The 23,390-nt window shown below is 59.7% G+C and carries 22 protein-coding genes; 9 read left to right on the forward strand and 13 right to left on the reverse strand.

The window, feature by feature from the left end; all coding sequences use genetic code 11:
- The first annotated feature begins 4 nt into the window (after positions 1-4).
- Together ccoS and AC0IW7_RS14850 are read left to right on the forward strand one after the other, a co-directional pair.
- A complete protein-coding gene (ccoS, locus tag AC0IW7_RS14845) occupies positions 5-226 on the forward strand; it encodes a cbb3-type cytochrome oxidase assembly protein CcoS (RefSeq protein WP_471819024.1) in 222 nt (73 codons plus the stop codon).
- Entirely contained in the window at positions 219-914 is a 696-nt protein-coding gene (locus AC0IW7_RS14850; protein ID WP_471819026.1) for a sulfite exporter TauE/SafE family protein, read from the forward strand. The genes ccoS and AC0IW7_RS14850 overlap by 8 nt, the downstream gene beginning before the upstream one ends.
- 8 nt (positions 915-922) lie before the next feature.
- Here the strand turns inward: AC0IW7_RS14850 and AC0IW7_RS14855 are convergent, their stop codons facing one another.
- Positions 923-1,378, reverse strand: a complete 456-nt coding sequence (locus AC0IW7_RS14855) for a hypothetical protein (RefSeq protein ID WP_471819028.1) — start codon at positions 1,376-1,378, stop codon at positions 923-925.
- A gap of 131 nt (positions 1,379-1,509) precedes the next feature.
- Here AC0IW7_RS14855 and fnr point away from each other — a divergent pair, with 131 nt between their 5' ends.
- The 3 genes from fnr (at position 1,510) to AC0IW7_RS14870 (ending at position 3,884) form a co-directional block, all read left to right on the forward strand.
- Positions 1,510-2,244 (forward strand): fumarate/nitrate reduction transcriptional regulator Fnr, encoded by a 735-nt coding sequence (fnr, locus tag AC0IW7_RS14860; RefSeq protein WP_122450594.1) that lies wholly within the window; start codon positions 1,510-1,512, stop codon positions 2,242-2,244.
- A 55-nt stretch (positions 2,245-2,299) separates the two neighbouring features.
- Complete coding sequence (locus AC0IW7_RS14865; protein WP_471819029.1) at positions 2,300-2,848, forward strand: adenine phosphoribosyltransferase; 549 nt, start codon at positions 2,300-2,302, stop codon at positions 2,846-2,848.
- Between the two features lie 217 nt (positions 2,849-3,065).
- Positions 3,066-3,884, forward strand: coding sequence for a metal-dependent hydrolase (locus AC0IW7_RS14870; RefSeq protein WP_471819253.1), 819 nt, complete (start codon positions 3,066-3,068; stop codon positions 3,882-3,884).
- 142 nt (positions 3,885-4,026) lie between these two features.
- On the opposite strand, the gene AC0IW7_RS14875 is transcribed toward AC0IW7_RS14870, so the two are convergent.
- Entirely contained in the window at positions 4,027-4,731 is a 705-nt protein-coding gene (locus tag AC0IW7_RS14875) for a TetR family transcriptional regulator (protein WP_471819031.1), read from the reverse strand.
- A 158-nt stretch (positions 4,732-4,889) separates the two neighbouring features.
- Here AC0IW7_RS14875 and AC0IW7_RS14880 point away from each other — a divergent pair, with 158 nt between their 5' ends.
- A complete protein-coding gene (locus tag AC0IW7_RS14880; RefSeq protein ID WP_471819033.1) occupies positions 4,890-6,479 on the forward strand; it encodes a flavin-containing monooxygenase in 1,590 nt (529 codons plus the stop codon).
- Positions 6,476-7,363: an SDR family NAD(P)-dependent oxidoreductase gene (locus AC0IW7_RS14885; protein ID WP_471819035.1), complete on the forward strand. Its 888-nt coding sequence runs from the start codon at positions 6,476-6,478 to the stop codon at positions 7,361-7,363. Before AC0IW7_RS14880 ends, AC0IW7_RS14885 begins: the two co-directional genes overlap by 4 nt.
- Before the next feature lie 217 nt (positions 7,364-7,580).
- On the opposite strand, the gene AC0IW7_RS14890 is transcribed toward AC0IW7_RS14885, so the two are convergent.
- The 5 genes from AC0IW7_RS14890 to AC0IW7_RS14910 all read right to left on the reverse strand — a co-directional run bounded on the left by AC0IW7_RS14890 (position 7,581) and on the right by AC0IW7_RS14910 (position 14,410).
- A complete protein-coding gene (locus AC0IW7_RS14890) occupies positions 7,581-11,087 on the reverse strand; it encodes a response regulator (protein ID WP_471819037.1) in 3,507 nt (1,168 codons plus the stop codon).
- Between the two features lie 243 nt (positions 11,088-11,330).
- Positions 11,331-12,068: an S-methyl-5'-thioinosine phosphorylase gene (locus AC0IW7_RS14895; protein ID WP_471819039.1), complete on the reverse strand. Its 738-nt coding sequence runs from the start codon at positions 12,066-12,068 to the stop codon at positions 11,331-11,333.
- 28 nt (positions 12,069-12,096) lie between these two features.
- Entirely contained in the window at positions 12,097-13,092 is a 996-nt protein-coding gene (nagZ, locus tag AC0IW7_RS14900; protein WP_471819255.1) for a beta-N-acetylhexosaminidase, read from the reverse strand.
- 21 nt (positions 13,093-13,113) lie between these two features.
- Positions 13,114-13,638, reverse strand: coding sequence for a L,D-transpeptidase family protein (locus AC0IW7_RS14905; RefSeq protein WP_471819041.1), 525 nt, complete (start codon positions 13,636-13,638; stop codon positions 13,114-13,116).
- A 55-nt stretch (positions 13,639-13,693) separates the two neighbouring features.
- Positions 13,694-14,410: a TetR/AcrR family transcriptional regulator gene (locus AC0IW7_RS14910; protein WP_471819043.1), complete on the reverse strand. Its 717-nt coding sequence runs from the start codon at positions 14,408-14,410 to the stop codon at positions 13,694-13,696.
- Positions 14,411-14,641: 231 nt separating this feature from the next.
- Here AC0IW7_RS14910 and lexA point away from each other — a divergent pair, with 231 nt between their 5' ends.
- Entirely contained in the window at positions 14,642-15,253 is a 612-nt protein-coding gene (gene lexA, locus AC0IW7_RS14915; RefSeq protein WP_463382968.1) for a transcriptional repressor LexA, read from the forward strand.
- A gap of 9 nt (positions 15,254-15,262) precedes the next feature.
- Positions 15,263-15,742, forward strand: a complete 480-nt coding sequence (gene sulA / locus AC0IW7_RS14920; RefSeq protein WP_122495415.1) for an SOS-induced cell division inhibitor SulA — start codon at positions 15,263-15,265, stop codon at positions 15,740-15,742.
- 227 nt (positions 15,743-15,969) lie between these two features.
- On the opposite strand, the gene AC0IW7_RS14925 is transcribed toward sulA, so the two are convergent.
- The 6 genes from AC0IW7_RS14925 to fadB form a co-directional block, all read right to left on the reverse strand.
- Complete coding sequence (locus tag AC0IW7_RS14925) at positions 15,970-16,203, reverse strand: hypothetical protein (RefSeq protein ID WP_110614760.1); 234 nt, start codon at positions 16,201-16,203, stop codon at positions 15,970-15,972.
- A gap of 96 nt (positions 16,204-16,299) precedes the next feature.
- A complete protein-coding gene (locus AC0IW7_RS14930) occupies positions 16,300-16,818 on the reverse strand; it encodes a DUF6586 family protein (protein WP_471819046.1) in 519 nt (172 codons plus the stop codon).
- 69 nt (positions 16,819-16,887) lie between these two features.
- Complete coding sequence (topA, locus tag AC0IW7_RS14935) at positions 16,888-19,497, reverse strand: type I DNA topoisomerase (RefSeq protein WP_471819048.1); 2,610 nt, start codon at positions 19,495-19,497, stop codon at positions 16,888-16,890.
- A gap of 114 nt (positions 19,498-19,611) precedes the next feature.
- Positions 19,612-19,848 carry a DUF1653 domain-containing protein gene (locus tag AC0IW7_RS14940; RefSeq protein WP_122495409.1) on the reverse strand — a complete coding sequence of 79 codons (237 nt, stop codon included), beginning with the start codon at positions 19,846-19,848 and terminating at the stop codon, positions 19,612-19,614.
- A gap of 120 nt (positions 19,849-19,968) precedes the next feature.
- Positions 19,969-21,144 carry an acetyl-CoA C-acyltransferase FadA gene (gene fadA, locus AC0IW7_RS14945; protein ID WP_122495407.1) on the reverse strand — a complete coding sequence of 392 codons (1,176 nt, stop codon included), beginning with the start codon at positions 21,142-21,144 and terminating at the stop codon, positions 19,969-19,971.
- Positions 21,145-21,174: 30 nt separating this feature from the next.
- On the reverse strand, positions 21,175-23,322 hold the full coding sequence (gene fadB, locus AC0IW7_RS14950) for a fatty acid oxidation complex subunit alpha FadB (protein WP_463549423.1): 2,148 nt from the start codon (positions 23,320-23,322) through the stop codon (positions 21,175-21,177).
- Positions 23,323-23,390 lie beyond the last annotated feature (68 nt).

The raw sequence follows: 23,390 nt of genomic DNA on the forward strand, positions 1-23,390 counted from the left end.
TTTTATGCCCGCTTTGTACGTGTTGATTCCAATCGCGCTGATGATCGTCGCGGTGTGTATTTACATCTTTTTCTGGGCAGTCGACAGCGGCCAATACGACGACCTCGACGGCCCGGCACACAGCATTCTGTTTGACGACCAGGACCCCAATCACCTGGCGGGCGTCGACCAGGCCAGCGGCCACAGCGACCCCGACCAAGACGAGCAGGAACCGCCCCGTGCTTGAGCTAGCCCCCTTATTGGTGTCGGCCGTCATTCTCGGTCTGCTTGGCGGCGGGCATTGCCTGGGCATGTGCGGCGGCTTGATGGGCGCGCTCACGCTTGCCATTCCGCCCGAACAACGCAGCCGGCGCTTTCGCTTGCTGCTGGCCTATAACCTCGGCCGCATCCTGAGTTATGCCTGCGCAGGCTTGCTGATCGGCATGGCGGGCTGGGCCGTGGCCAACAGCCCGGCAGTGATGGTGTTACGGATTATCGCGGCGCTGTTGCTGATCGCCATGGGCTTGTATCTGGCCGGATGGTGGAGCGGTCTTACGCGAATTGAAGCGTTGGGACGCGGCTTATGGCGTCATATCCAACCATTCGCTAGCCGCTTGATGCCGGTTTCGAGTGTGCCGCGCGCCTTGCTGCTCGGCGCGCTGTGGGGTTGGTTGCCTTGCGGGTTGGTCTACAGCACCTTGCTGTGGGCGGCGAGCCAGGGCAATGCACTAAACAGTGGCTTGCTGATGCTCGCGTTTGGCTTGGGCACGTGGCCGGTGCTGCTGGCCACCGGCATGGCGGCAGAACGCCTCACCGCTGTGCTGCGCAAGCGCAACGTGCGGGTCGCCGGTGGTGTGTTGGTGATTGTGTTTGGGCTGTGGACCCTGCCAGGCCCGCACCAAGCGTGGCTAATGGGCCACGCGATGCATCATTGATTGGCGAATCACGCCATCATCAAACCGGACATTTCCTGTAGTTGATCCGGCGACAAGGCCGCGTCATGAATGGCCTGAAGCAGCGCGCCGTTGGCAGTGGAAATGGCCCCGTTGAGCGAGGCAATTTCACTCTGCAGGCCTTGGGCTCTCTGCATTCTTTCCTCGTCCGTAAGCTCCTGATCGGCCATCAGCGCTTGAAGCTCAGCCTGTTTCTCGGCCAGTTGCTGGCGCAATTCGCGGATCATTTTTAGCGCCTGCTTCACGTTGTCCGGCAGGCTGCTTTCATCGATGTCTTTGTTCTTTTCACCGGCCTCGCTGATTTGCTTAGCCCGCTCCGACAGGGTCACTTTGATGCTTTCCAAGGCGGTTTGCATGTCTGCCGGCGCATCCGGATCGCGCGCCACCTTGGCGGCAACTTGTTGAGCCAAATGGCCGATGACCGTGCTGCTGTTGATCGGCAACATTTCCCTTCTCCCTTGTAGCGACACAAGGATGTCGGCGAGAGGCCGGCGAACTTTAGGCGCATGGCCCGTCTATGTCCTAAGCTGATACCCTTACGCTTTGTACGTGCTTGGCCAGTTAAGGATCCCTCGCAATGAGTGAAATGATTAAAGCCCGCGGCCTACCGGCCGTGCATTGCAAAGATTGCAGCCTCAGCGGTTTGTGCCTGCCGTTGTCGATGGATATGGAAGACATGGATGCGTTGGACGATATCGTCAAACGCGGTCGGCCCCTGAAGAAAGGCGAATTTCTGTTTCGCCAGGGCGACCCCTTCACGTCGGTGTTCGCCGTCCGCTCCGGCGCCTTGCGCAGTTTCAGCGTCTCCGATGCTGGCGATGAGCAGATCACCGGCTTTCACCTGCCAAGCGAGCTGATGGGCATGTCGGGCATGGACGAGGAGTCTTATCCCAACTCCGCGCAAGCGCTGGAAACCACTACGGTGTGTGAAATTCCCTTCGAAAAACTGGACGACCTGTCGCTGCAATTGCCGCAACTGCGTCGCCAATTGATGCGCATCATGAGCCGGGAAATTCGCGACGATCAGCAAATGATGCTGTTGCTCTCGAAGAAAACCGCTGACGAGCGAATCGCCTCGTTTCTGGTCAACCTGTCCGCCCGCTTCCGCGCGCGCGGCTACTCGGCCAACCAGTTCCGCCTGGCCATGTCGCGCAACGAAATCGGTAATTACCTGGGCCTGGCGGTGGAGACGGTGTCGCGGGTCTTCACTCGGTTTCAGCAGAGCAATCTGATCGCCGCCGACGGCAAGGAAGTGCAGATTCTCGACGCCGCTCAGCTGTGCGCCCTCGCAGGCGGCAATCTCGACGAGTAAACAGCGCGCGCGGCTTGTTAGAATCGCGCCTTTGCCACGCTAGCAGGCCCCCGCGATGATCTCCGACGACTTCAGCATCAAATCCCTGATTCGCCCCGTGCCGGACTTTCCGAAGCCCGGCGTGATTTTTCGCGATATCACCCCGCTTTTCCAGTCACCCAAGGCCATGCGCATGGTCGCTGATAGCTTCGTTCAGCGTTATGTCGAAGCAGACTTCAGCCACATCGGCGCCATGGATGCGCGCGGTTTTCTCATCGGTTCGATCATCGCCTACGCCTTGAACAAGCCGCTCGTGCTATTTCGCAAGCAAGGCAAATTACCGGCTGACGTATTGGCGGAGGGCTACCAGTCCGAATACGGCGAAGCGTTTCTTGAAGTGCACGCCGACAGTCTGTGTGAAGGCGACTCGGTGCTGATTTTCGATGACCTGATCGCCACGGGCGGCACGCTGCTGGCGGCCACGAAACTGGTTCGACGCATGCGCGCCACGGTGTTCGAAGCGGCGGCCATTATCGATTTGCCAGAACTCGGCGGTTCGCAAAAGTTGCAAGACGCCGGCATCTCCACCTTCTGCCTCACCAGCTTCGCTCTCTCCGACCGCTAAACGTCGGGCTCCACCTGTTACCTGCGCGCGCCCCGGTCAACCCTGTTGCCCGGGGCGCTGCACTTAGGTTGGGTGTTCGTGTTGTCAGCTTGGGCCAATCATTGAAAGCAATCGGCTGTGATAGCAACCAGTGATTCCGCCCAAGCCGTACAACAACAAGAGATCGCCGCCGGCGATCCCCGGAGCCTTTATGAACGCGATTCCAACGCCTTCCAAAATGACCAAACCCAACGCCAGCTTTCCCGTGCGGCGCATGGACTTCAGCTTCTCGCAAACTGAAAAATACTGGTGGAGCGGCGACCCGTTCATGACCCACTTCATGAACAACCTGTCGTCACTGTTCCCCTATGGCGAGATGTTTTTCGTCGACAGCGTGCGTGCCGTGCGCGACACCATCACCGAGCCGCAGCTGAAGAAAGACATCAGCGCCTTCATCGGCCAGGAAGCCATGCACTCTAAAGAGCATGCGACCTACAACGAATACGCCGCCAAGCACGATATCAACCTGGAAAAACTCGAGCTGCGCATCAAAGTGCTGCTGGAGTGGGTAACCAAAATCACCACCAAGAAACAGCGCCTCGCCGCCACCTGCGCCCTGGAACACTTCACCGCGACCATGGCCCAGCAGTTGCTGCTACGCGAAGACCTGACCACGCAGATCGACGATCCGAAGATGTACCAGCTGTGGATGTGGCACGCGATTGAAGAGAATGAGCACAAAGCCGTGTGCTACGACGCTTACCAAGCGGTAGGCGGTGGTTACTTCACGCGCGTGGCGATGATGGCGATCTCGACGGTAATTTTCTTCGGCGTCATCGGATGGTTTCAAATGCACCTGCTGCGCAAAGACCGTCAGCTGTTCAACCTGCGTAGCTGGGGCCGTGGTTTGCGCACCCTGTTCAGCCTGCGCAACGGCTTTTTGACCAAGCTGATTCTGCCGTACCTCGACTACTACCGCCCCGGCTTCCACCCGTTCGACCACGACACCAAAGTGCTGGAGCAACGTTGGAAGGATCGGTTGGGGTTTAGTGGTTAACGCTTCCGTCCACCTATCGCCAATCGGCCCCCTCTGCCCGCTTGCGGGAGAGGGTTGGGGAGAGGGTTTTGTTGCGAAGATCTAAACCCTCTCCCTAGCCCTCTCCCGCAAGCGGGCAGAGGGAACGTTTTTCGTCAGGGCTTCAATCACCGCTCAACCGCAACTCCCCCACCGCCTGCAACACCGTCGCGCCAGCAAACATCATCAGAATCTGCGCCTGTGCTTCAGCACAGATTGCGGGCCGGCGGTCGACCTGTTCGATGTAATCCAACGACTGCTGAAACAACTGCCGACTGATCATCGACGACACCTGGCGCACCGCCGAAGGTTCCAGATTCGGCAGCAGTTGCAGCTTCTCCAAGTCTTCGGCCATGTCCAAAGCAAAGGCTTCCATCATCTGTTCGAGCGCATCGCGCAGCGGCTTAGAGCTGCCATGCAACTCACGCACACCGACGATAAAGGCTTGCGGGTTTTGCGCGGCGTAGTCGAAGAACAACTCTACGGTTTCCCGGCAAACCCGCTGCCCACGGCGCAGGTCGACACCGAACACCAGTTTGACCTCTGCGTCCTGGCCTGCCCGCTCGGCCGCTTCGAAGCGCAAGTCGCGCAGCGGCTGGCGGATGTGTGCGCCCATCTCGGCAATCATTTCCAGGCCCAGATCGTCCACGGTTTTGAAGTGCCGGTAGAAGGTGTTCGGATTCAAACCGGCTTCGCGCGCCAGTTCGCGCAGGCCCAATCCGCTCAAGCTTCGACTGACCGCCGCCAGACGTAACGCGGCGTCCAGCAGCAGGCGCTTGCCCTGAGCGGTAACGGTTTTTGTGGCGGTTGGTTCGGCCGGTGTGGTCATCGCAGCGCGTCGCCCTACGGAAGGTTGGGTTGAGTTTTCGGTATACGGGTGTATACATAACACCAAGGTATACGACTGTATACGTCCGAAACACAGTAGCAGTGTTGCTGAAGTAGACAACTGTAGACAGCGACAACAATCATAACAGGAGCTTGTTCATGGGCGCACAACCTGCCGTTTCACCCGCAAATGCCACACCTGCCGACGCCACGCCCGGCGCCGTGCGGCATACCAAAATCGCCATCATCGGTACCGGCTTTTCCGGGCTGGGCATGGCCATTCGTTTGAAGCAGCAAGGCGACAACGATTTCCTCATGTTCGAAAAGGAAGCCGGCGTCGGTGGCACCTGGCGCGTCAACAACTACCCCGGTTGTGGCTGCGACGTGCAATCGCACCTTTACTCGTTTTCCTTCGAGCCCAACCCGCAATGGACGCGCATGTTCGCCCGCCAGCCAGAGATCAAAAGCTATCTGGAAGGCTGCTGGGAAAAGTACAGGTTGCAGCACAACACCTTGCTGCAAACTGAAGTCGCCGGCATGCGCTGGGACGATCAAGCCGAGCTGTGGCGCATTCACGACACCGCTGGCAACCACTACACCGCGCAGTTCGTGGTGTCCGGCATGGGCGCACTTTCCACGCCGTCGATTCCGCACCTGAACGGCCTCGAACGCTTCACTGGCAAGGTTTTCCACTCCCAGCAGTGGGACCACGAGTACGACCTGACCGGCAAGCGCATCGCGGTGATCGGCACCGGTGCCTCAGCCATCCAATTCGTACCGCGTATTCAGAAACAGGTCGGGCAGCTTGATCTCTACCAGCGCACCGCCCCATGGATCATGCCCAAACCAGACCGCGCCATCAGCGACAAAGAGCGCGACCGTTTCAAGCGTTTCCCGCTCGCACAAAAAATCTGGCGCGGCGTGATTTACGCCATGTTGGAAAGCCGCGTGATTGGTTTCGCCCTGTTGCCGCGCATCATGAAAGCGGCGCAATGGGTGGGCAAAGCGTTCATCAACAAGCAGATCAAAGATCCGGTGCTGCGCGCCAAAGTCACGCCTAACTACACCATGGGCTGCAAGCGCGTGCTGATCTCCAACGACTACTTCCCGGCGCTGACCCAGCCCAACGTCGATGTCATCACCGACGGTATTCAAGAGATTCGCGCCAACAGCATCGTGACCGCCGACGGCAAAGAGCGGCCTATTGACGCGATCATCTTCGGCACCGGTTTCACCCCCAGCGACCCCATGCCCCGTGGCGTGATTTTCGGTCGCGAAGGCGTTGACCTGCTCGACACCTGGCCCGAAGGCCCACAGGCCTACAAAGGCACGCTGACGGCCGGTTTCCCTAACCTGTTTTTCCTTATGGGCCCGAACACCGGCCTGGGCCATAACTCGATGGTGTACATGATCGAGTCGCAGATTAACTACGTGCTGGGCGCCCTGAAGGTGCTGGACAAAGGCAACCTGCAAAGCCTGGAAGTGAAGCGCGACGTGCAAGACCGCTTCAACGCGAAAATTCAGGGCCAACTGGGAAAAACCGTGTGGAACGCCGGCGGCTGCATGAGCTGGTACTTACACCCGGTCAGCGGCCGTAACTGCACGGTGTGGCCGGGCTTCACCTGGCGCTTCCGTCTGCTGACGCGCAACTTCGACCCGGCGGCCTATCATTTCAACCGCGCCCAGCCGGCGCATCCCGCCCAAGGCTATTTGCCAACCGTGGCGCAAACCAGCGAGGTGGCAGCATGAAGTCCTTTGAAAACAAAGTGGCCGCCATCACTGGCGCGGGTTCTGGTATCGGCCGCGCGCTGGCCTACGCCCTCGCCCGTCAGGGCTGTCATTTGGCTCTGGCCGACGTGAACAGCGAAGCCCTGGCTGAAACTGCCGCCACGGCGCGCACCCTCGGCGTTACTGTTACCGACAATCAGGTCAATGTCGCCGACCGCGACGCCGTGCATGCCTGGGCCAATCAGGTGGTGCTCGACCATGGCCGCGTCAACCTGGTGTTCAACAACGCCGGCGTCGCCCAGGGCGGCACGGTGGAAGGCAATGACTACGCCGACTACGAATGGATCATGAACATCAACTTCTGGGGCGTGGTGTACGGCAGCAAAGCCTTCCTGCCGCATCTGAAAGCCTCGGGTGACGGGCACATCATTAACGTGTCGAGCGTGTTTGGCTTGTTTTCCCAGCCCGGCATGAGCGCCTACAACGCCACCAAGTTTGCCGTGCGCGGATTTACTGAATCGTTGCGTCAGGAATTGGATATGGCCGGCGGCGCGGTGTCGGCCAGCTGCGTGCACCCGGGCGGGATCAAAACCAATATCGCCAAGACCGCACGCATGAACGACAGCCTCAGCAGCGTCACCGGCCAGGCCGCCGACCAGGCGCGCCAACAGTTCAACGACCAACTGCTGCGCACCACCCCGGACAAAGCGGCGCAGGTGATTCTGCGCGGCGTACTGCGCAATAACCGACGCATCTTAATTGGTGCCGATGCCTGGGCGTTGGACGGGATGCAACGGCTGCTGCCGTCGCTGTACCAGCGCCTGGTAGTGGGCTCGATGCGCCTGGCCGCGAAGTTTGCACCCAAGCCCAAGCGGGCGGTAAGTGAGGCGAAGGCGGCGGAGTAACTGCGCTTAGTGACGAAGTTCGCCACCCCAACCTCCGTCATCCCCGCGCAGGCGGGGATCCAGAGTGTCGGACTGAGCGGCCAAGCCTGCGCCGCGCAACAGCCTACCCTCACCCCAACCCTCTCCCGCTCGCGGGAGAGGGAGCCGAACCGAGTCGTTTGCCAGTTCGCCGACAAATCCCCGGTCACGCCTGGGGCGTTGGCTGGACGGCAAACCCTCAGCCCATATCCGATCTCGGCAACCACACCCGAATCAACGAAAACAATCGCTCCAGATCCAGCGGTTTGGCCAGGTAATCGCTGGCCCCGGCTTTCAAGCACTGCTCCTGGTCGTCCTTCATGGCCTTGGCCGTCACGGCAATAATCGGCAGCTTGGTAAAGCGCGAATCCTGGCGAATGCGGCGCGTCGCCTCGTAGCCGTCCATTACCGGCATCATCACGTCCATAAGCACCAAGTCGATGTGCGGATTCTCGTCGAGCTTGTCCAGCGCCTCCTGCCCATTGCCGGCGCTGATGACGGTCACGCCCTTCTCGTCCAATGCACTGATCAATGCATAAACGTTGCGCATGTCGTCATCCACCACCATCACCTGGCGATTCTGGAAGACCTCATCGCGGTTCACGGCACCCTTGTTGGGCGAGCGGCGTGAATGGCCGTTGGGGCTTTCGACTTTGTGCAGGAACAGCGTCACTTCGTCCAGCAAACGCTCCGGTGAGCGTGCACCTTTGATGATGATCGACCGCGAATGCTTGCGCAGGCTCTCTTCTTCGCCGCGTGTGAGCGGGCGAGACACATACACGATCACCGGCGGGTAGGCGTCAATGTGCTCGTTGGCCATGCGCGTCAGCAGTTCGTTGCCGTGCATGTCCGGCAGTTCCAGGTCGATGACCATGCAATCGAACGGGGTTTGGTGCAGCAGCGCCAGGGCCTGCTCACCATGGGAAACAGCGGTCACTTCGATGTCGAGGTCATCAACCAGTTGGGCGATGCTGTCGCGCTGCCGGGCGTCGCCCTCGACGATCAGCAGCCTCTGCACCTTCTGGGTCAGGCGCGCCTCAAGCAATGAGAACACCTCAACCAGCGACTCGCGGGTGGTCGGCTTTTGCGCATAGCCGACGGCGCCCAGATGCAGCGCCAGTTCGGTGCGATCGTCGGCGGAAATCACGTGCACGGGAATATGCCGCGTGCGCGGATCTTCTTTCAGGCGTTGCAGCAGCGACAAGCCAGGTTCGTCGGGCAAGCGCATGTCCAGCAAAATGGCGTCCGGTTGGTTAACGGCCAGCAGTTCGTAGGCCTCCGTTGAGCTGTGGGCCACCAGGCAGCGGTAATGTAGCTCGTGCGCAAGGTCGAACAGAATTTGCGCGAACTTCACTTCGTCCTCAATCACCAGCACGCAGCGGCCGGGCATGTCGGGCTTGTGGCGGTCGTCCGGGAAGTGCGCTTGCGGGCGGGCCGGTGGCTCGTTTCGAGTGGCTTCGGCAACGTTGCTGTCGCTGGCTGCGGTCCGCCTCGCAGGCTCGCTGTTAATAAACAGACGCCCCACATCGAGCGCGCGCCCCGCCACCGGCTCGGCATAGTTGAGCGGCAGCCAGAGTGTGAACTGGCTGCCTTTGCCCGCCTCGCTTTGCACCGAAATGTGCCCGCCTAAGACCTCGGCGAGATTGCGCGAAATGGACAGCCCCAACCCGGTGCCACCGAAGTGCCGATTGATGCTGCCATCGGCCTGGCGGAAGGCCTCGAAGATGACGCCTTGTTGTTCAGGGCTGATGCCGATGCCCGTGTCGCTGACCACAAAGGCCACGCCGGCCCCAGCCGGTTCGATGCGCAAACTGACGCTGCCAGACTTGGTGAATTTGAAGGCGTTGGAGAGCAGGTTTTTCACCACCTGCTCAACGCGCTGCGCATCGCTGACAAAATGCACGGGCGCATCGCTTGCCACACGCACGTCGAAGTGCAGGCCTTTCTCTGCCGCTTGCGGCTGGAACAACCGCTCCAGGCCATCGGCCAAGCGTTTCAGCGAGGTTTCTTCAGGGCGAATTTCCAGGTGCCCGGCCTCGACTTTCGACAAGTCGAGAATGTCGTTAATCAAAGCCAGCAGGTCTTTGCCGGAGGAATAAATCAGCTCGGCGTGCTTGGTTTGTTGTTCGTCGAGATTGCCCTTGGCGTTGTCTGCCAACAGCCGCGACAGAATCAGCGAACTGTTCAGCGGCGTGCGCAACTCGTGGGACATGTTGGCCAGGAATTCAGATTTGTATGTGCTGGCGCGTTCCAGTTCAGCGGCGCGCTGTTCCAGTTCCGCGCGGGCTTGGGCCAAGGCGTGGTTGCGCTCGTCTAGCTCATCGCGCTGGCGGGTGAGGAACTGGGTTTGCTGGTTGAGCTGGTCGTTGGTTTGCTCCAACTCGGCTTGCTGCTGCTCCAGATTGACCTGCGACTCCTGAATCAGGCGCGACTGGTCTTCCAGCTCTTCGTTGGCGCTTCTCAGCTCCTCCTGCTGAACCTGCAATTCTTCATTGAGCTGTTGGGTTTCGTGCAGCGACTCATGCAGGCGCTGGCGATACCGCGCCACGTCGATGGACGTGCCGAGGCCATCGGTAATCGACTGCACAAAGGTTTGCTCGCGCTCGCTAAGCTCGCGCATAAAGCCCAGTTCGAGCACACCGTTGACGTCACCATTGTTCTGAATCGGCGCGAGCATTACCGCCATCGGCGTGTCCTGCCCCAGCCCGGAGTTGACCTTCAAATATCCAGCGTTGAGCCCCGGTATAACCCGGGCGCGACGCTCAACCGCCACTTGGCCAACCAAGCCGGTGCCGTCGCTGAATGACTGCGGCGCGGCCTGGTGCTCGGCATCAAAACCGTAGTCCGCCACTCGCTCCAATTTGCCGTGGTCTTGGCGCACGTAAAACGCGCCGACAACCATATCCAGGTAATGCCCCAGAAACGTCAGCGCGGTCATGCCGATAGAGGCGGTGTTGGGCTGACCGATGATGCGTTCAGCCAGTTGCGATTGGCCTTCGCGCTGCCAGGCCTGCTGCTGCAACTGCTCGTTTACAACTTCCCGCTGCTTCAACAAGCTGCTGTAAAACCGCGACAGCCGGACCAATTCACGCCGGCCGAAAAACGCCAGAATGCCGCTGAATGACAGGTTGAATATCGCGTACAGGCTGATGGTTAGAATCGCCATGAAGCTGGCCCGCTCGTTGCGGTCATGGCGAAGTTGCTGCTCGGTGGCAATGAAATCGGCGAATTGTTTGCGGATGGCGGTCATCAACGATCCGCCGGCCACTTTCACCGAAGCTGGCGGCGCGTTGGTGGCTTGGCGCTGCTTGATCAGGTCGGCGGCCATTACGGCCCAGCGCTCCTGCAAGTCCTGAATATCGCGCACCCGTTCCAGCTGCGCGGGGTTGTCGGCGACCAATTGCTTGAGGCCATCCATATGACTGCCGATTCGGCTACGCGCCTCTTCATACGGCGCCAATACCTCGGTTTCACCAGCAATGAGGTACCCACGCAGCCCGGCTTGCTGATCGATCGTCAGCCGATACCCTTCATTAGCTTGGGCAATCACTTGATCCGTGTGCTCGACCCAACTGAGGACATACAGCAGGTAGGCGACCAGGGCGATAAACAGCCCCGTACCCAGGACGCCCGAACCTATGGGCAAAGCCAGGTTACGGGTCAGCATTCGGCGAAAGGCGTGCTCATCAACTGCGGCACTGTTCATCTCGAGTCCTCCGATTGAACCAGTCATAAAGCTAGAGCATGGATGCCGGTTCCCTGACATCCGTTCAAACAACCTGAGGAATATTGCGGGGTTGTTTGCAGATTAGCTGCATTGCAGACGGCTTGCGTCATCCCGCGATTCTGTAGGAGCCAGCTTGCTGGCGAACAACGCACACGCACATTACAGACGGTGCCCGCACCTTCGCCAGCAAGCTGGCTCCTACAGGGCGACTGCTGCGACGCCTTAGCCGGCCAATACGCGCGCTAACGTAGCGCGCACCTTGTCCATGCCGTTGTCCAGCGCACGCTCGATCTCAGCCATAGTGATGATCGCGTGGCTTTTGCCGGCGGCCGGATTCACCACCAGGGCCAAACAGGCATAGGGCATTTCCAACTCGCGGGCCAGGGCCGCTTCGGGCATACCGGTCATGCCGATGATGTCGGCACCATCGCGCTCCAAGCGCGCCACTTCCGCCACGGTTTCCAGCCGCGGCCCCTGGGTGCAGGCGTACACGCCGTGACTGCTGTAGGCCACGCCTTCGGCAGCCAAGGCTTCGATCAGTTGGTCACGCAGGATGTCGTTGTAGGGGTAGCTGAAGTCGATGTGGGTGACGTGCTCCAGCTCACCGGCAAAGAAGGTGTGCTCGCGGCCATGGGTGTAATCGATGATCTGATGCGGCACGCAAAAATGACCGGTGCCCATGGCGGCATGAACGCCACCCACCGCGTTCACCGCGACGATCACGTCGGCGCCGGCATGTTTGAGCGCCCAAATGTTTGCGCGGTAGTTCACCTGATGCGGTGGAATGCGGTGCGGGTGACCGTGGCGGGCAAGAAACAGCACTTCGCGATCGGCATAATTGCCCCGCAAGATCGGCGCAGACGGCGCGCCGTAGGGCGTCTCGATGTTCAGCACGGCGCTGATGGTCAGACCTTCCAGTTTGGTCAGGCCGGTACCACCAATAATTGCGAAAACGGTCATGTCGATTTCCTGGGAAAGAAGGCCTGGCCTAGATGAGCTGTGCCGCTTGCAATTCACCCACGGCCTGCAACCAACGCGGGTTCTGTTTGTAATCAGTGCTGGAAACGGCTTGGCCACGCATACGCGCCAAGCCCGTGGGCGGCGTTACGCGCAGGCGCTGTAACGCACTCAACGCCAGCTCAGCGGCGGCGCGGTCGTTGCACACCAGGCCCATGTCGCAACCGGCAGTCAATGCGGCCTCAATTCGGTTGGCGGCATCGCCGACCACGTGTGCACCGGCCATGGACAGGTCGTCGCTGAAAATCACACCGTCGAACTGCAATTCGCCGCGCAGAATCTCTTGCAACCAGCGACGCGAGAAGCCCGCCGGCTGATCGTCTACTTGCGGGTAAATGACATGGGCGGGCATCACGGCAGCCAATTGCTTGCTAAGGCGGGCGAAGGGCTGCAGGTCATTGGCACGGATATCGTCCAGGCTGCGCTCATCCACGGGGATGGCCACGTGGGAGTCAGCTTCGGCCCAGCCATGGCCGGGAAAATGCTTGCCCGTGGCGGCCATGCCGGCGGCGTTCATGCCGCGAATAAAGGCGCCCGCCAGCAGCGCGGCACGGGCTGGATCGCCATCGAACGAACGGCTGCCCACTACAGCACTGCGCTGGTAATCCAGATCCAGAACGGGGGCAAAGCTGAGGTCGAGCCCTACCGCCAGCACCTCAGTAGCCATCAGCCAACCGCACTGCTCAGCCAGACGCTCGGCGTTGGCGTTGTCGGCGACCGCGCGCATGGCCGGCAGGCGCACAAAGCCTTGGCGCAGACGCTGGACGCGCCCGCCCTCTTGGTCGACGGCCAGCAATAGGTCCGGGCGCACGGCACGAATGGCCGCAGACAACTCACGCACTTGGCGCGGGTCTTCGATGTTGCGGGCGAACAAAATCAGGCCGCCCACTTCGGGCTGACGCAGAATCTGGCGGTCTTCAGCAGTCAGCCAGGTGCCGCCGATATCCAGCATCAATGAGCCTTGCAGGCCAACAGTCATAACAAATCCTTAGCTGAGAGCGGCCGTTGCCCACTGCGGGCAGGCGGCTTCGTCAATTTTTACCGGGCAATGAAGAGGCACGCGCGCGAAGAGTTCCAGCACATCAGTGTTGCGCAGGCGAATGCAACCATGGGAAAGCGGCACGCCCATGGGCTCGCTGTCGGGCGTGCCGTGTAAATAGATGTAGCGGCGGAAAGTATCGACCGGGCCGAGGCGATTAACGCCCGGCTCGCAGCCGCTGAGCCAGAGAATGCGGGTGAGGATCCAATCGCGGCCTGGGAATTGCGCGCCAAGTTCGGCGGACCAGATTTCCTGAGTCCAGCGCCGACCCCGCAGCACCGCGCCCAAGGGCAAACCATCACCGATTTTCGCGCGAATCTGGTGCAGGCCACGCGGCGTGCAGTTCGAACCGTTCTGCTCCCCTGCTCCATTCAGTGCGGTGGAAACAGGCAGACGCAACACCAGGCGCCCTGCGGCAAACCCGTAGAGCAGCTGGTCGGCGATGGAAATGTGCAGCGAGTCGAGGATCGTCATGGGCGGCAAGCTTAGCCGATCACGCCCGCTGCTGGCAGCAGGCGATTTGCCGGTTTTATACCTTGCTCGGCTGGGGCGCCGACGCGGAAGTTTTGGTTCGCGGGCGCAGCTGGGCGCTGGCCAGGGCGTCGTCGGTAACACCGGTTTCCGAGCGCATGCCAGCGGCAAGGAAAGGCACCATCAAGCGCATGACCTGCTCGATGGAGGTGCTCACGCCGAAATCGGTCTCGGCAATCGCCCGCAGCGCCTTGATGCCCGACATGCTGAACGCCGCCGCGCCGAGCATGAAATGCACGCGCCAGAACAGCTCAATCGGCGGAATACGCGGCGCCGCTTCGTGAACCAGCTGCATATAGCGACGGAACACCTTGCCGTACATGTCTTCCAGATAACGACGCAAATGGCCTTGGCTCTGACTGAAAGCCAGGCCCAACAGACGCATGAAAATCGACAGGTCATTGCCACTGCGCGGCTTCACCGCCAGGGCTTGCTCCACCAGCATTTCCAGCAGCTCTTCAAGGCTGGCTTTGCTCTCAGGCTTGGCTTGGCGGCGGTCCAGCTCGCGCTCAAGGCTGGCGCAGAACGGACCGAGGAAGCGGGAGAACACCGCTTGAATCAGCGCTTTCTTGGAACCGAAGTGGTAATTCACAGCGGCCAGGTTGACCCCAGCTTTACTGGTGATCAAACGAAGAGATGTCTCGGCAAAGCCTTTTTCCGCAAAGAGCTGCTCTGCGGCATCCAGAATGCGTTCGACTGTTTCTGACTGAGCCATGGGAATCACCTGACAAACACTTGTTTGAAACATACGTTTCAAGCGGTGAAGTTGTCAAGTCGCAGTAACCGTAATTTGGCTGAGCAGTCACGTTGCGCTGTAACTATCACTTTCGCCTACGAATTTCTCTAATGAAAGGAGAAACTTTGCACCCGCAACGCACAGAAGCATTGCCAAGCGCCGATCACTGTATATAATCCCAGTCACTGTATAAAAAGACAGAGACCGGACATGCTCAAACTCACGCCACGCCAAGCCGAGATTCTCGCCTTCATCAAGCAATGCCTTGAAGACAACGGTTACCCGCCCACCCGCGCTGAAATCGCGCAACAGCTTGGGTTCAAATCGCCCAATGCTGCGGAAGAACACCTGAAGGCCCTGGCGCGTAAAGGCGCTATCGAGATGACGCCCGGCGCTTCCCGTGGCATTCGCATTCCCGGTTTCGAACCGAGCAGCGACGAAGAAACGGGCCTGCCCATCATCGGACGCGTCGCAGCCGGTGCGCCCATTCTGGCGCAGCAGCATGTCGAGGAATCTTGCCGTATAAACCCCGAGTTTTTCCACCCTCGCGCCGACTATCTGTTGCGTGTACGCGGCATGAGTATGAAAGACGTCGGCATCCTCGACGGCGATCTGCTAGCCGTGCACACCACCCAACAGGCCCGCAACGGCCAGATTGTGGTGGCACGCATCGACGATGAGGTGACGGTGAAACGCTTCAAGCGTGAAGGCGATAAGGTCTGGTTGATCGCCGAAAACCCCGAGTTTGCCCCCATCGAGATCGACCTGACCGAACAGGATCTGGTGATCGAAGGATTGAGTGTCGGCGTTATTCGCCGCTGAGGAGGCTGTATGCAGTTCCCACAAGCGCTGGACCGTTCCCAACTGCCATTGTTCGACGCCTTCCTGACGCAATCGTCGGCGCCGTTGTTGACCGATATCGTTGAAACCGGTTGGTTCGAAGAGCCAGAACCAGAGACATTCAGCGAACTGTCGCTGCGTGGCGCTGCCGGAAACTGCCTGCACCTGCTGGCACCGATCCTGCGCGAACTGAGCCAAGAGCAAGACGCTCGCTGGCTGACCTTGATCGCCCCGCCTGCCAGCCTTACTCAAGCCTGGCTGCGCGATGCTGGCCTGAACCGCGAACGCATTTTGTTGCTGCAACCGCGCTCGGGGCAAAGCCCGCTGGAGCTGGCCTGCGAAGCGCTGCGACTGGGCCGCAGCCACACGGTGGTGAGCTGGCTGCATCCGCTGCACCGCCCTGCCCGCGACCAGCTCGCCACGGCAGCGCGCACCGGTAAAGCGCAGAGCTTGAACATCAGCTTGGGCTAGTGGACGTCTGCTGGACTGGGTTGGACTGCGCCGCACTGGGTAAGCCAACCGCTGGGTTTTCAACGTGCGATATTTTGTAGCGGCGACTGGGCGGCTTTTCGAATAGCCGCGATGTTTTACCCGCGCAGTCCCTGATCAACCCACCTGCATGCGCTTCGTTCCCAACCTCATAAAAAAAGGCACCTGATCAGGTGCCTTTTTTTATGGGGCTGGGTTCGGCTCAGCAATCAGTGCAGAACGCGCGGGCCTTCGTCTTTTTCAAAGTCGCCTTCTGCCAAGCGGCCGGCCATTTGTACGCCGACGTTGAGCATGGCTTTGGCCACTTCAACGTGGTGGCCTTGAAGGAATGCCTTCGCATCCGCCGAGAAATCCAATACCACCAACGCCTCTTCATCCTCGGCGCGACGCAGGGCAATTCGCCCGTCGGGCAACTCGACAATTTCTAGAAAGGATGTAGGCATAAACTTAAATCTCCACGTGAGGCCGGCAGTGTATCAGCCCGTCGGCCCTCTCCCTAGCCCAGCCATCCATTCACTTGACGCAACGGCCAGAAAAACTCAGCACTCGCTCAAGGTTTCCCGAAAGCGCAAAGCCAGGGTTTTCAGGTGCTGACGCCAGCTTTCCAGTTCGGCTCGAGGCAGCAGCGGCTGCTCTTCATCCAGGCTGTACGCTTCGATCAACGGTAGCGTCGGGTCCACTTTGGCCTTCGCGGGCGCTTTGGGCGGCAGGAACAATGCCTGGTAGGCGCTGACCATTTGCGCGAGCCAGGTTTCCGACTGCTGGGCCAATTCCACCAGCTCCGCCAATTCCGGGCTCGGCGTAGCGTTCAACACTGCCGGCATCAGAATTGCTTCAACGCGAGGCACGTTGACCTCATCGAAGCGGTAATAGCCGGCCACTTCGTGGCACAGACCGAGCAGCGCGCCATATAGATGAAACAGGCACGCCTCGCGCTCAGCCAGAATCAGCGCCGGTGCGTTAACCGCCTGGCCTTCCTCGGCACGACGCCAGGCTTCCAGCGACAAACCGGCGAAGAATAGTTTTTGATTGGTGCGGGTATAGAGTTCATGGGCCATTGCGGCACCCTCCACGGCAGACAGACTCACCATACGCGCGCCAGCCGAAACTGGCGCGCGTGCTAGAGATTAACGCTTGTCTTCGACTTTCCAGGCATTGCCGTCGTAGAACGCACGCCAGCCAGTCGGCTTGCCTTCCACTTCGGTTTGCACGTACTGCTCTTTGGTCTTGCGACTGTAGCGTACGACCGCGGGACGACCATCCGGGTCTTTCTTCGGCGCCGACATCAGGAAGTGGTACTTCGGATCAATCTCGTCTTTATGCGGGATCAACTCCAGCACCAACGGCGCGCGGGTTTCGCGGTTTTTCGGGAACTGGCTGGCGGCAAGGAACAAGCCGCTGGCGCCGTCGCGCAGTACGTAGGTGTCGTTCACCTTCTCGCACTTGAGCTCCGGCATTTTCACCGCGTCCATTTTGGGTGGTGCTGGCTCGCCGCTGCGCAGCAATTTGCGGGTGTTCTTGCACTCGGGGTTGGTGCAGCCGAAGAACTTGCCGAAACGGCCGGTCTTCAGTTGCATCTGGCTGCCGCACTTGTCGCACTCCAGGCTCGGCCCTTCGTAGCCTTTGATGCGGTAGCTGCCCTGCTCGATCTCGTAGCCGGCGCAATCCGGGTTGTTGCCACAGATGTGCAGCTTGCGGGATTCGTCCAGCAGATAAGCATCCATCGCGGTGCTGCAGATCGGGCAACGGTGTTTGCCCAGCAGAACCAGCGATTCCGACTCGCCTTCGTCATCAGCGGCGATTTCGTCGCCGGGAATCAGGTTGATGGTCGATTTGCAGCGCTCTTTCGGCGGCAGGCTGTAGCCCGAACAACCGAGGAACACGCCGGTCGAGGCCGTGCGAATCATCATCGGCCGGCCGCACTCGCGGCAGGCGATATCGGTAGGCGTCGGCTGGTTGGCGCGCATGCCGTTGTCGCTTTCCGAGGCCACTTCGAGTTTTTTCTTGAAGTCGCCGTAGAACTCATCGAGCACGTTTTTCCACTCGCGCTCGCCCTGGGCGACGTCGTCAAGGTTCTCTTCCATGCCGGCGGTGAAGCCATAGTCCATCAGGTTGGAGAAACTTTCGCTCAGGCGTTCAGTAACGATGTCGCCCATCTTTTCCGAGTAGAAACGACGGTTGTGCAACGCCACATAGCCGCGTTCCTGGATGGTGGAGATGATCGCTGCGTAGGTCGAAGGACGACCGATGCCACGTTTTTCCATCTCTTTAACCAGGCTGGCTTCGGAGTAGCGTGCCGGCGGCTTGGTGAAGTGTTGGCTCGGATCAAGCTGGATCAGCTTCAGCGCTTCGCCTTCACTCATGTCGGGCAGCACATCGTCATCGCCGGGCTTGCTGATTTGCGGCATGGCGCGGGTGTAACCGTCGAACTTGAGGATGCGGCCCTTGGCGCGCAGTTCGAATTCGCTGGCTTTGACGCTGACGGTGGTGGACAGGTATTCGGCCGGTGGCATCTGGCAGGCCACGAATTGGCGCCAGATCAGTTCGTACAAACGCTCGGCGTCGCGCTCCATGCCCGACAGCTGGGTCGGCTTGAGGTTGACGTCAGAAGGACGAATCGCTTCGTGCGCTTCCTGGGCGCCTTCCTTGCTGCTGTACACGTTCGGCTTGGCCGGCAGGTATTTCTTGCCGAACTCGCCTTCGATGAAATCGCGAACCATGGTCACGGCATCGGCCGAGAGGTTGGTCGAGTCGGTACGCATATAAGTGATGTAGCCAGCCTCGTACAGACGCTGGGCCATCATCATGGTTTTCTTCACGCCGAAGCCCAGGCGGTTGCTCGCGGCCTGCTGCAAGGTGGACGTGATGAACGGTGCCAACGGCTTGCTGCTGGTCGGTTTGTCTTCGCGTTTGACGATGCTGTAGCTGGAGCTTTTCAGCTTGGCCAGCGCGGCATCGGCTTGCTGCTTGTTCAGCGGCTTAAACGCTTCGCCGTTTTCGCGGGCCACTTCAAAGCGGACGTTCGCGCCTTTAGCGGTGCCCAGGTCAGCGTGAATTTCCCAATATTCTTCAGGGTTGAACGCACGGATTTCGCGCTCACGCTCCACCACCAGTTTCACGGCAACCGACTGCACGCGGCCAGCGGACAGGCCACGGGCGATTTTTGCCCACAGCAGCGGCGAAACCATGTAACCCACAACACGGTCGAGGAAGCGCCGTGCTTGCTGAGCGTTGACGCGGTTGATGTCCAACTCGCCCGGCTTGGAGAACGCTTCCTGAATGGCCTTCTTGGTGATCTCGTTGAACACCACGCGCTTGTAGCGGCTGTCGTCGCCGCCGATGGCTTCGCGCAGGTGCCATGCAATGGCTTCCCCCTCGCGGTCCAAGTCGGTTGCGAGATAGATGGTGTCAGCATCTTTGGCGAGACGGCGCAGCTCTTCGACGACCTTTTCCTTGCCAGGAAGAATTTCGTACTTGGCTTTCCAACCATGCTCCGGATCGACGCCCATACGCGCCACCAGTTGGCGCTTGGCTTTGTCCTTGGCGCTCAGCACCGGCGCTTCGGCTGCAGCAGCCTTGCCCCGTTTGACTGGCTCTTTGGCTGCACTGGCCGAACCGCTGGTAGGCAGGTCACGGATATGGCCGATGCTCGACTTCACCACGTACTGGTTGCCCAAATACTTGTTGATGGTCTTGGCCTTGGCCGGGGATTCCACGATGACCAGCGATTTGCCCATGGATCGGAAATTTCCTGAATGTGAGAACTGAATGGCGGGGGCCGCCTTTCGCGGCACCGCTATATATAGTGGCGACTAAGCCGAGGTCAAGGGCGGATCACGTCTGATGCCAGCTCAAGGCCGCACAAAGCGATCCGGTTCGGCCTCGATCAGAGCAAAGCGCAGCATAGTCGCGCCGTCCACTTCGACGGTGGAGGTAAACATGCTCAGCGGTCGCACCCAAAGGCCGTACTCGCCGTATAACGCCTGGTACACGACCACCTCCTCTTCGGTCTCGGAGTGCCGCGCGACACCGAACACGCGGTACTCGGGACCTTTGTAATGACGATAGAGGCCGGGTTGTACGTGCATCAAAGCTTCCTCATGTCGGTAAAAAATAAAAGCGTGGTCTGACAAAAATAAAAACCGGGGCACAGGGCCCCGGTTGTTCACCGCCTCGCATGTGGAGTCCGCTCGTTGCCGAGCGTTCCCTTAGATGCGTTCGAAGACGGTGGTGATGCCTTGGCCGAGGCCGACGCACATGGTCGACACGCCAAAGGTACCGCCATTTTGCTTCATCACGTTCAGCAAGGTGCCGGAAATGCGCGCACCAGAGCAGCCGAACGGGTGACCCAGGGCGATGGCGCCGCCGTGCAGGTTAACCTTCTCGTCCATCTTGTCGAGCACTTTCAAGTCTTTCAGCACTGGCAGGGCCTGTGCGGCGAAAGCTTCGTTGAGCTCGAAGAAGTCAATGTCGTTGATGGTCAGACCGGCGCGTTTCAGCGCTTTCTGGGTCGACGGTACTGGACCGTAACCCATGATTGCCGGGTCAACGCCCGCAACTGCCATCGAACGGATCACGGCCATCGGCTGAATGCCGAGGTCTTGAGCGCGTTGGGCAGACATCACGATCATGCACGAAGCACCATCGGTGATTTGCGACGAAGTACCGGCAGTTACGGTGCCGCCTTTCGGGTTGAACGCGGGCTTCAATGCGGCCAGGCTTTCGACGGTGGTTTCCGGACGAATGGTTTCGTCGTAGTCGAACACCTTCAGGAAGCCGTTCTCGTCGTAGCCTTGCATCGGGATGATTTCATCCTTGAACTTGCCTTCGACGGTGGCCTTGTGGGCCAAACGGTGGGAACGCTCACCGAATGCGTCCTGCGCTTCACGGCTGATACCGTGCATTTTGCCGAGCATTTCAGCGGTCAAACCCATCATGCCCGAGGCCTTGGCGGCGTACAGGGACAGGTGCGGGTTTGGATCCACGCCGTGCATCATGCCGACGTGGCCCATGTGCTCCACGCCACCGATAACGAACACGTCACCGTTGCCGGTCATGATCGCCTGAGCGGCGGTGTGCAATGCGCTCATCGACGAACCGCACAGGCGGCTGACGGTTTGTGCAGCGCTGGTGTGCGGGATCGGGGTCATCAGCGACGCCATGCGCGCGATGTTCCAACCTTGTTCCAGGGTCTGGTTTACGCAGCCCCAGATCACGTCTTCCACTTCAGCTGGATCCAGCTTCGGGTTGCGTGCCAGCACGCCGGTAATCAGTTGCGCAGACATGGTCTCTGCGCGGGTGTTGCGGTGCATGCCGCCTTTGGAACGACCCATCGGGGTGCGACCGAAGTCGACAATCACCACGTCTCTTGGATTCAGGCTCATAAATTCACTCTCGCTCTATGCGTTACGCGCTTAACCGAAGAAGCTCTGGCCGTTGGCGGCCATCTCACGCAGCTTCGCGGTGGGGTGGTACAGCGCGCCCAGGTCGGCGTATTTGTCAGCCAGGGCGACGAACTCGGCTACACCGATGGAATCGATGTAACGCAGTGCACCACCACGGAAGGGAGGGAAGCCGATGCCGTAGATCAAGCCCATGTCGGCTTCAGCTGCGGTTTCGACAATGCCGTCTTCCAGGCAACGAACGGTTTCCAGGCACAGCGGAATCATCATGAAATTGATGATGTCTTCGTCAGTCACTTCACGCTGTTCGGTGATAACGGGCTTGAGCACTTCGTAGGCAACCGGGTCGGTCACTTTCTTCGGCTTGCCGCGCTTGTCCATCTCGTAGGCGTAGAAACCTTTGCCGTTCTTCTGGCCCAGGCGGTTGGCTTCGTACATCACGTCTACCGCGGTACGACCTTCAACAGCCATACGGTCCGGGAAGCCTTCAGCCATTACGTCACGGCCGTGGTGGCCGGTGTCGATGCCGACTACGTCGGAGAGGTAAGCCGGACCCATGGGCCAGCCGAATTTCTCCATGACTTTGTCGATACGCACGAAGTCGACGCCAGCGCTGATCAGCTTGGAGAAGCCGCCGAAGTACGGGAACAGCACGCGGTTGACCAGGAAGCCTGGGCAGTCATTGACCACGATCGGGCTCTTGCCCATTTTCTTGGCGTAGGCAACGGTGGTGGCCACAGCCACTTCGCTGGACTTCTCGCCACGAATCACTTCAACCAGCGGCATCATGTGCACCGGGTTGAAGAAGTGCATGCCAACGAAGTTCTCAGGACGCTTGAGCGCCTTGGCCAGCAGGCTGATGGAGATCGTCGAGGTGTTGGAAGCCAGAATGGCGTCTTCCTTAACCACGGCTTCCACTTCGGCCAGCACGGCTTGCTTAACCTTCGGGTTTTCGACCACAGCTTCAACCACGATGTCGACGTGACCGAAGTCGCCGTAGGACATGGTTGGGCGGATGGCAGTCAGTGCCTCAGCCATTTTGGCTGCTGTCAGACGACCTTTTGCGACGCGGCTGCCCAGCAGTTTGGACGCCTCGGCCAAACCCATCTGGATACCCTCTTCGCGGATATCTTTCATCAGGATCGGCGTGCCTTTGACGGCCGACTGGTAAGCGATACCGCCACCCATGATGCCGGCGCCGAGTACGGCGGCCAGTTTCACGTCTTTGGCGACAGCGTCGTACGCTTTGGCTTTTTTCTTCAGTTCCTGATCGTTCAGGAACAGGCCAACCAGGCTCTGCGAGGCAGAAGTTTTGGCCAGTTTCACGAAACCGGCGGCTTCTGCTTCCAGGGCTTTGTCACGACCGAAGTTGGCCGCCTTCTGGATGGTTTTGATCGCTTCAACCGGCGCCGGGTAGTTAGGGCCAGCTTGACCGGCCACGAAACCTTTGGCGGTTTCGAAGGCCATCATTTGCTCGATAGCGTTGAGCTTGATTTTTTCCAGCTTCGGCTGACGCTTCGCCTTGTAATCCAGCTCGCCAGAAATGGCGCGCTTGATCAGGTCCAGAGCGGCTGCTTGCAGTTTTTCAGGAGCGACTACGGCATCGACAGCGCCTGCTTTCAGGGCGTCTTCTGCGCGGTTTTCTTTACCGCCAGCAATCCACTCAATGGCGTTATCGGTACCGATAACACGCGGCAGACGAACGGTGCCGCCGAAACCCGGGTAGATGCCCAGTTTGACTTCTGGCAGGCCGACTTTGGCGCTGCTAGCGATGACGCGGTAATCCGCAGCCAAGCACATTTCAAAACCGCCGCCCAATGCGATGCCATTGATGGCTGCAACGGTCGGAACGCCAAGGTCTTCGAAATCACTGAAGATTTTGTTGGCTTCAAGGTTGCCGGCTACCAGTTCTTCGTCGGACATTTTGAAGTTGTCGACGAACTCGGTGATGTCGGCGCCGACGATGAACACGTCTTTGCCGCTGCTGACAATTACGCCTTTAACAGACGCGTCGGCCTTGATGGCGTCCACGGCCTGGCGCAGTTCGGCCAGTGTGAGACGGTTGAATTTGTTGACGGACTCACCCTTGAGGTCGAATTGCAATTCGACGATGCCACTCTCAAGAGCCTTAACCGTGATGGCTTTACCTTCGTAAATCATCAACTGATCTCCACGGTATGGAAGCTGAACGTACACGTCGGACGCCAAGCAGCGGACTGGTCCGCAGC

Source organism: Pseudomonas sp. AC229 (assembly GCF_979254655.1).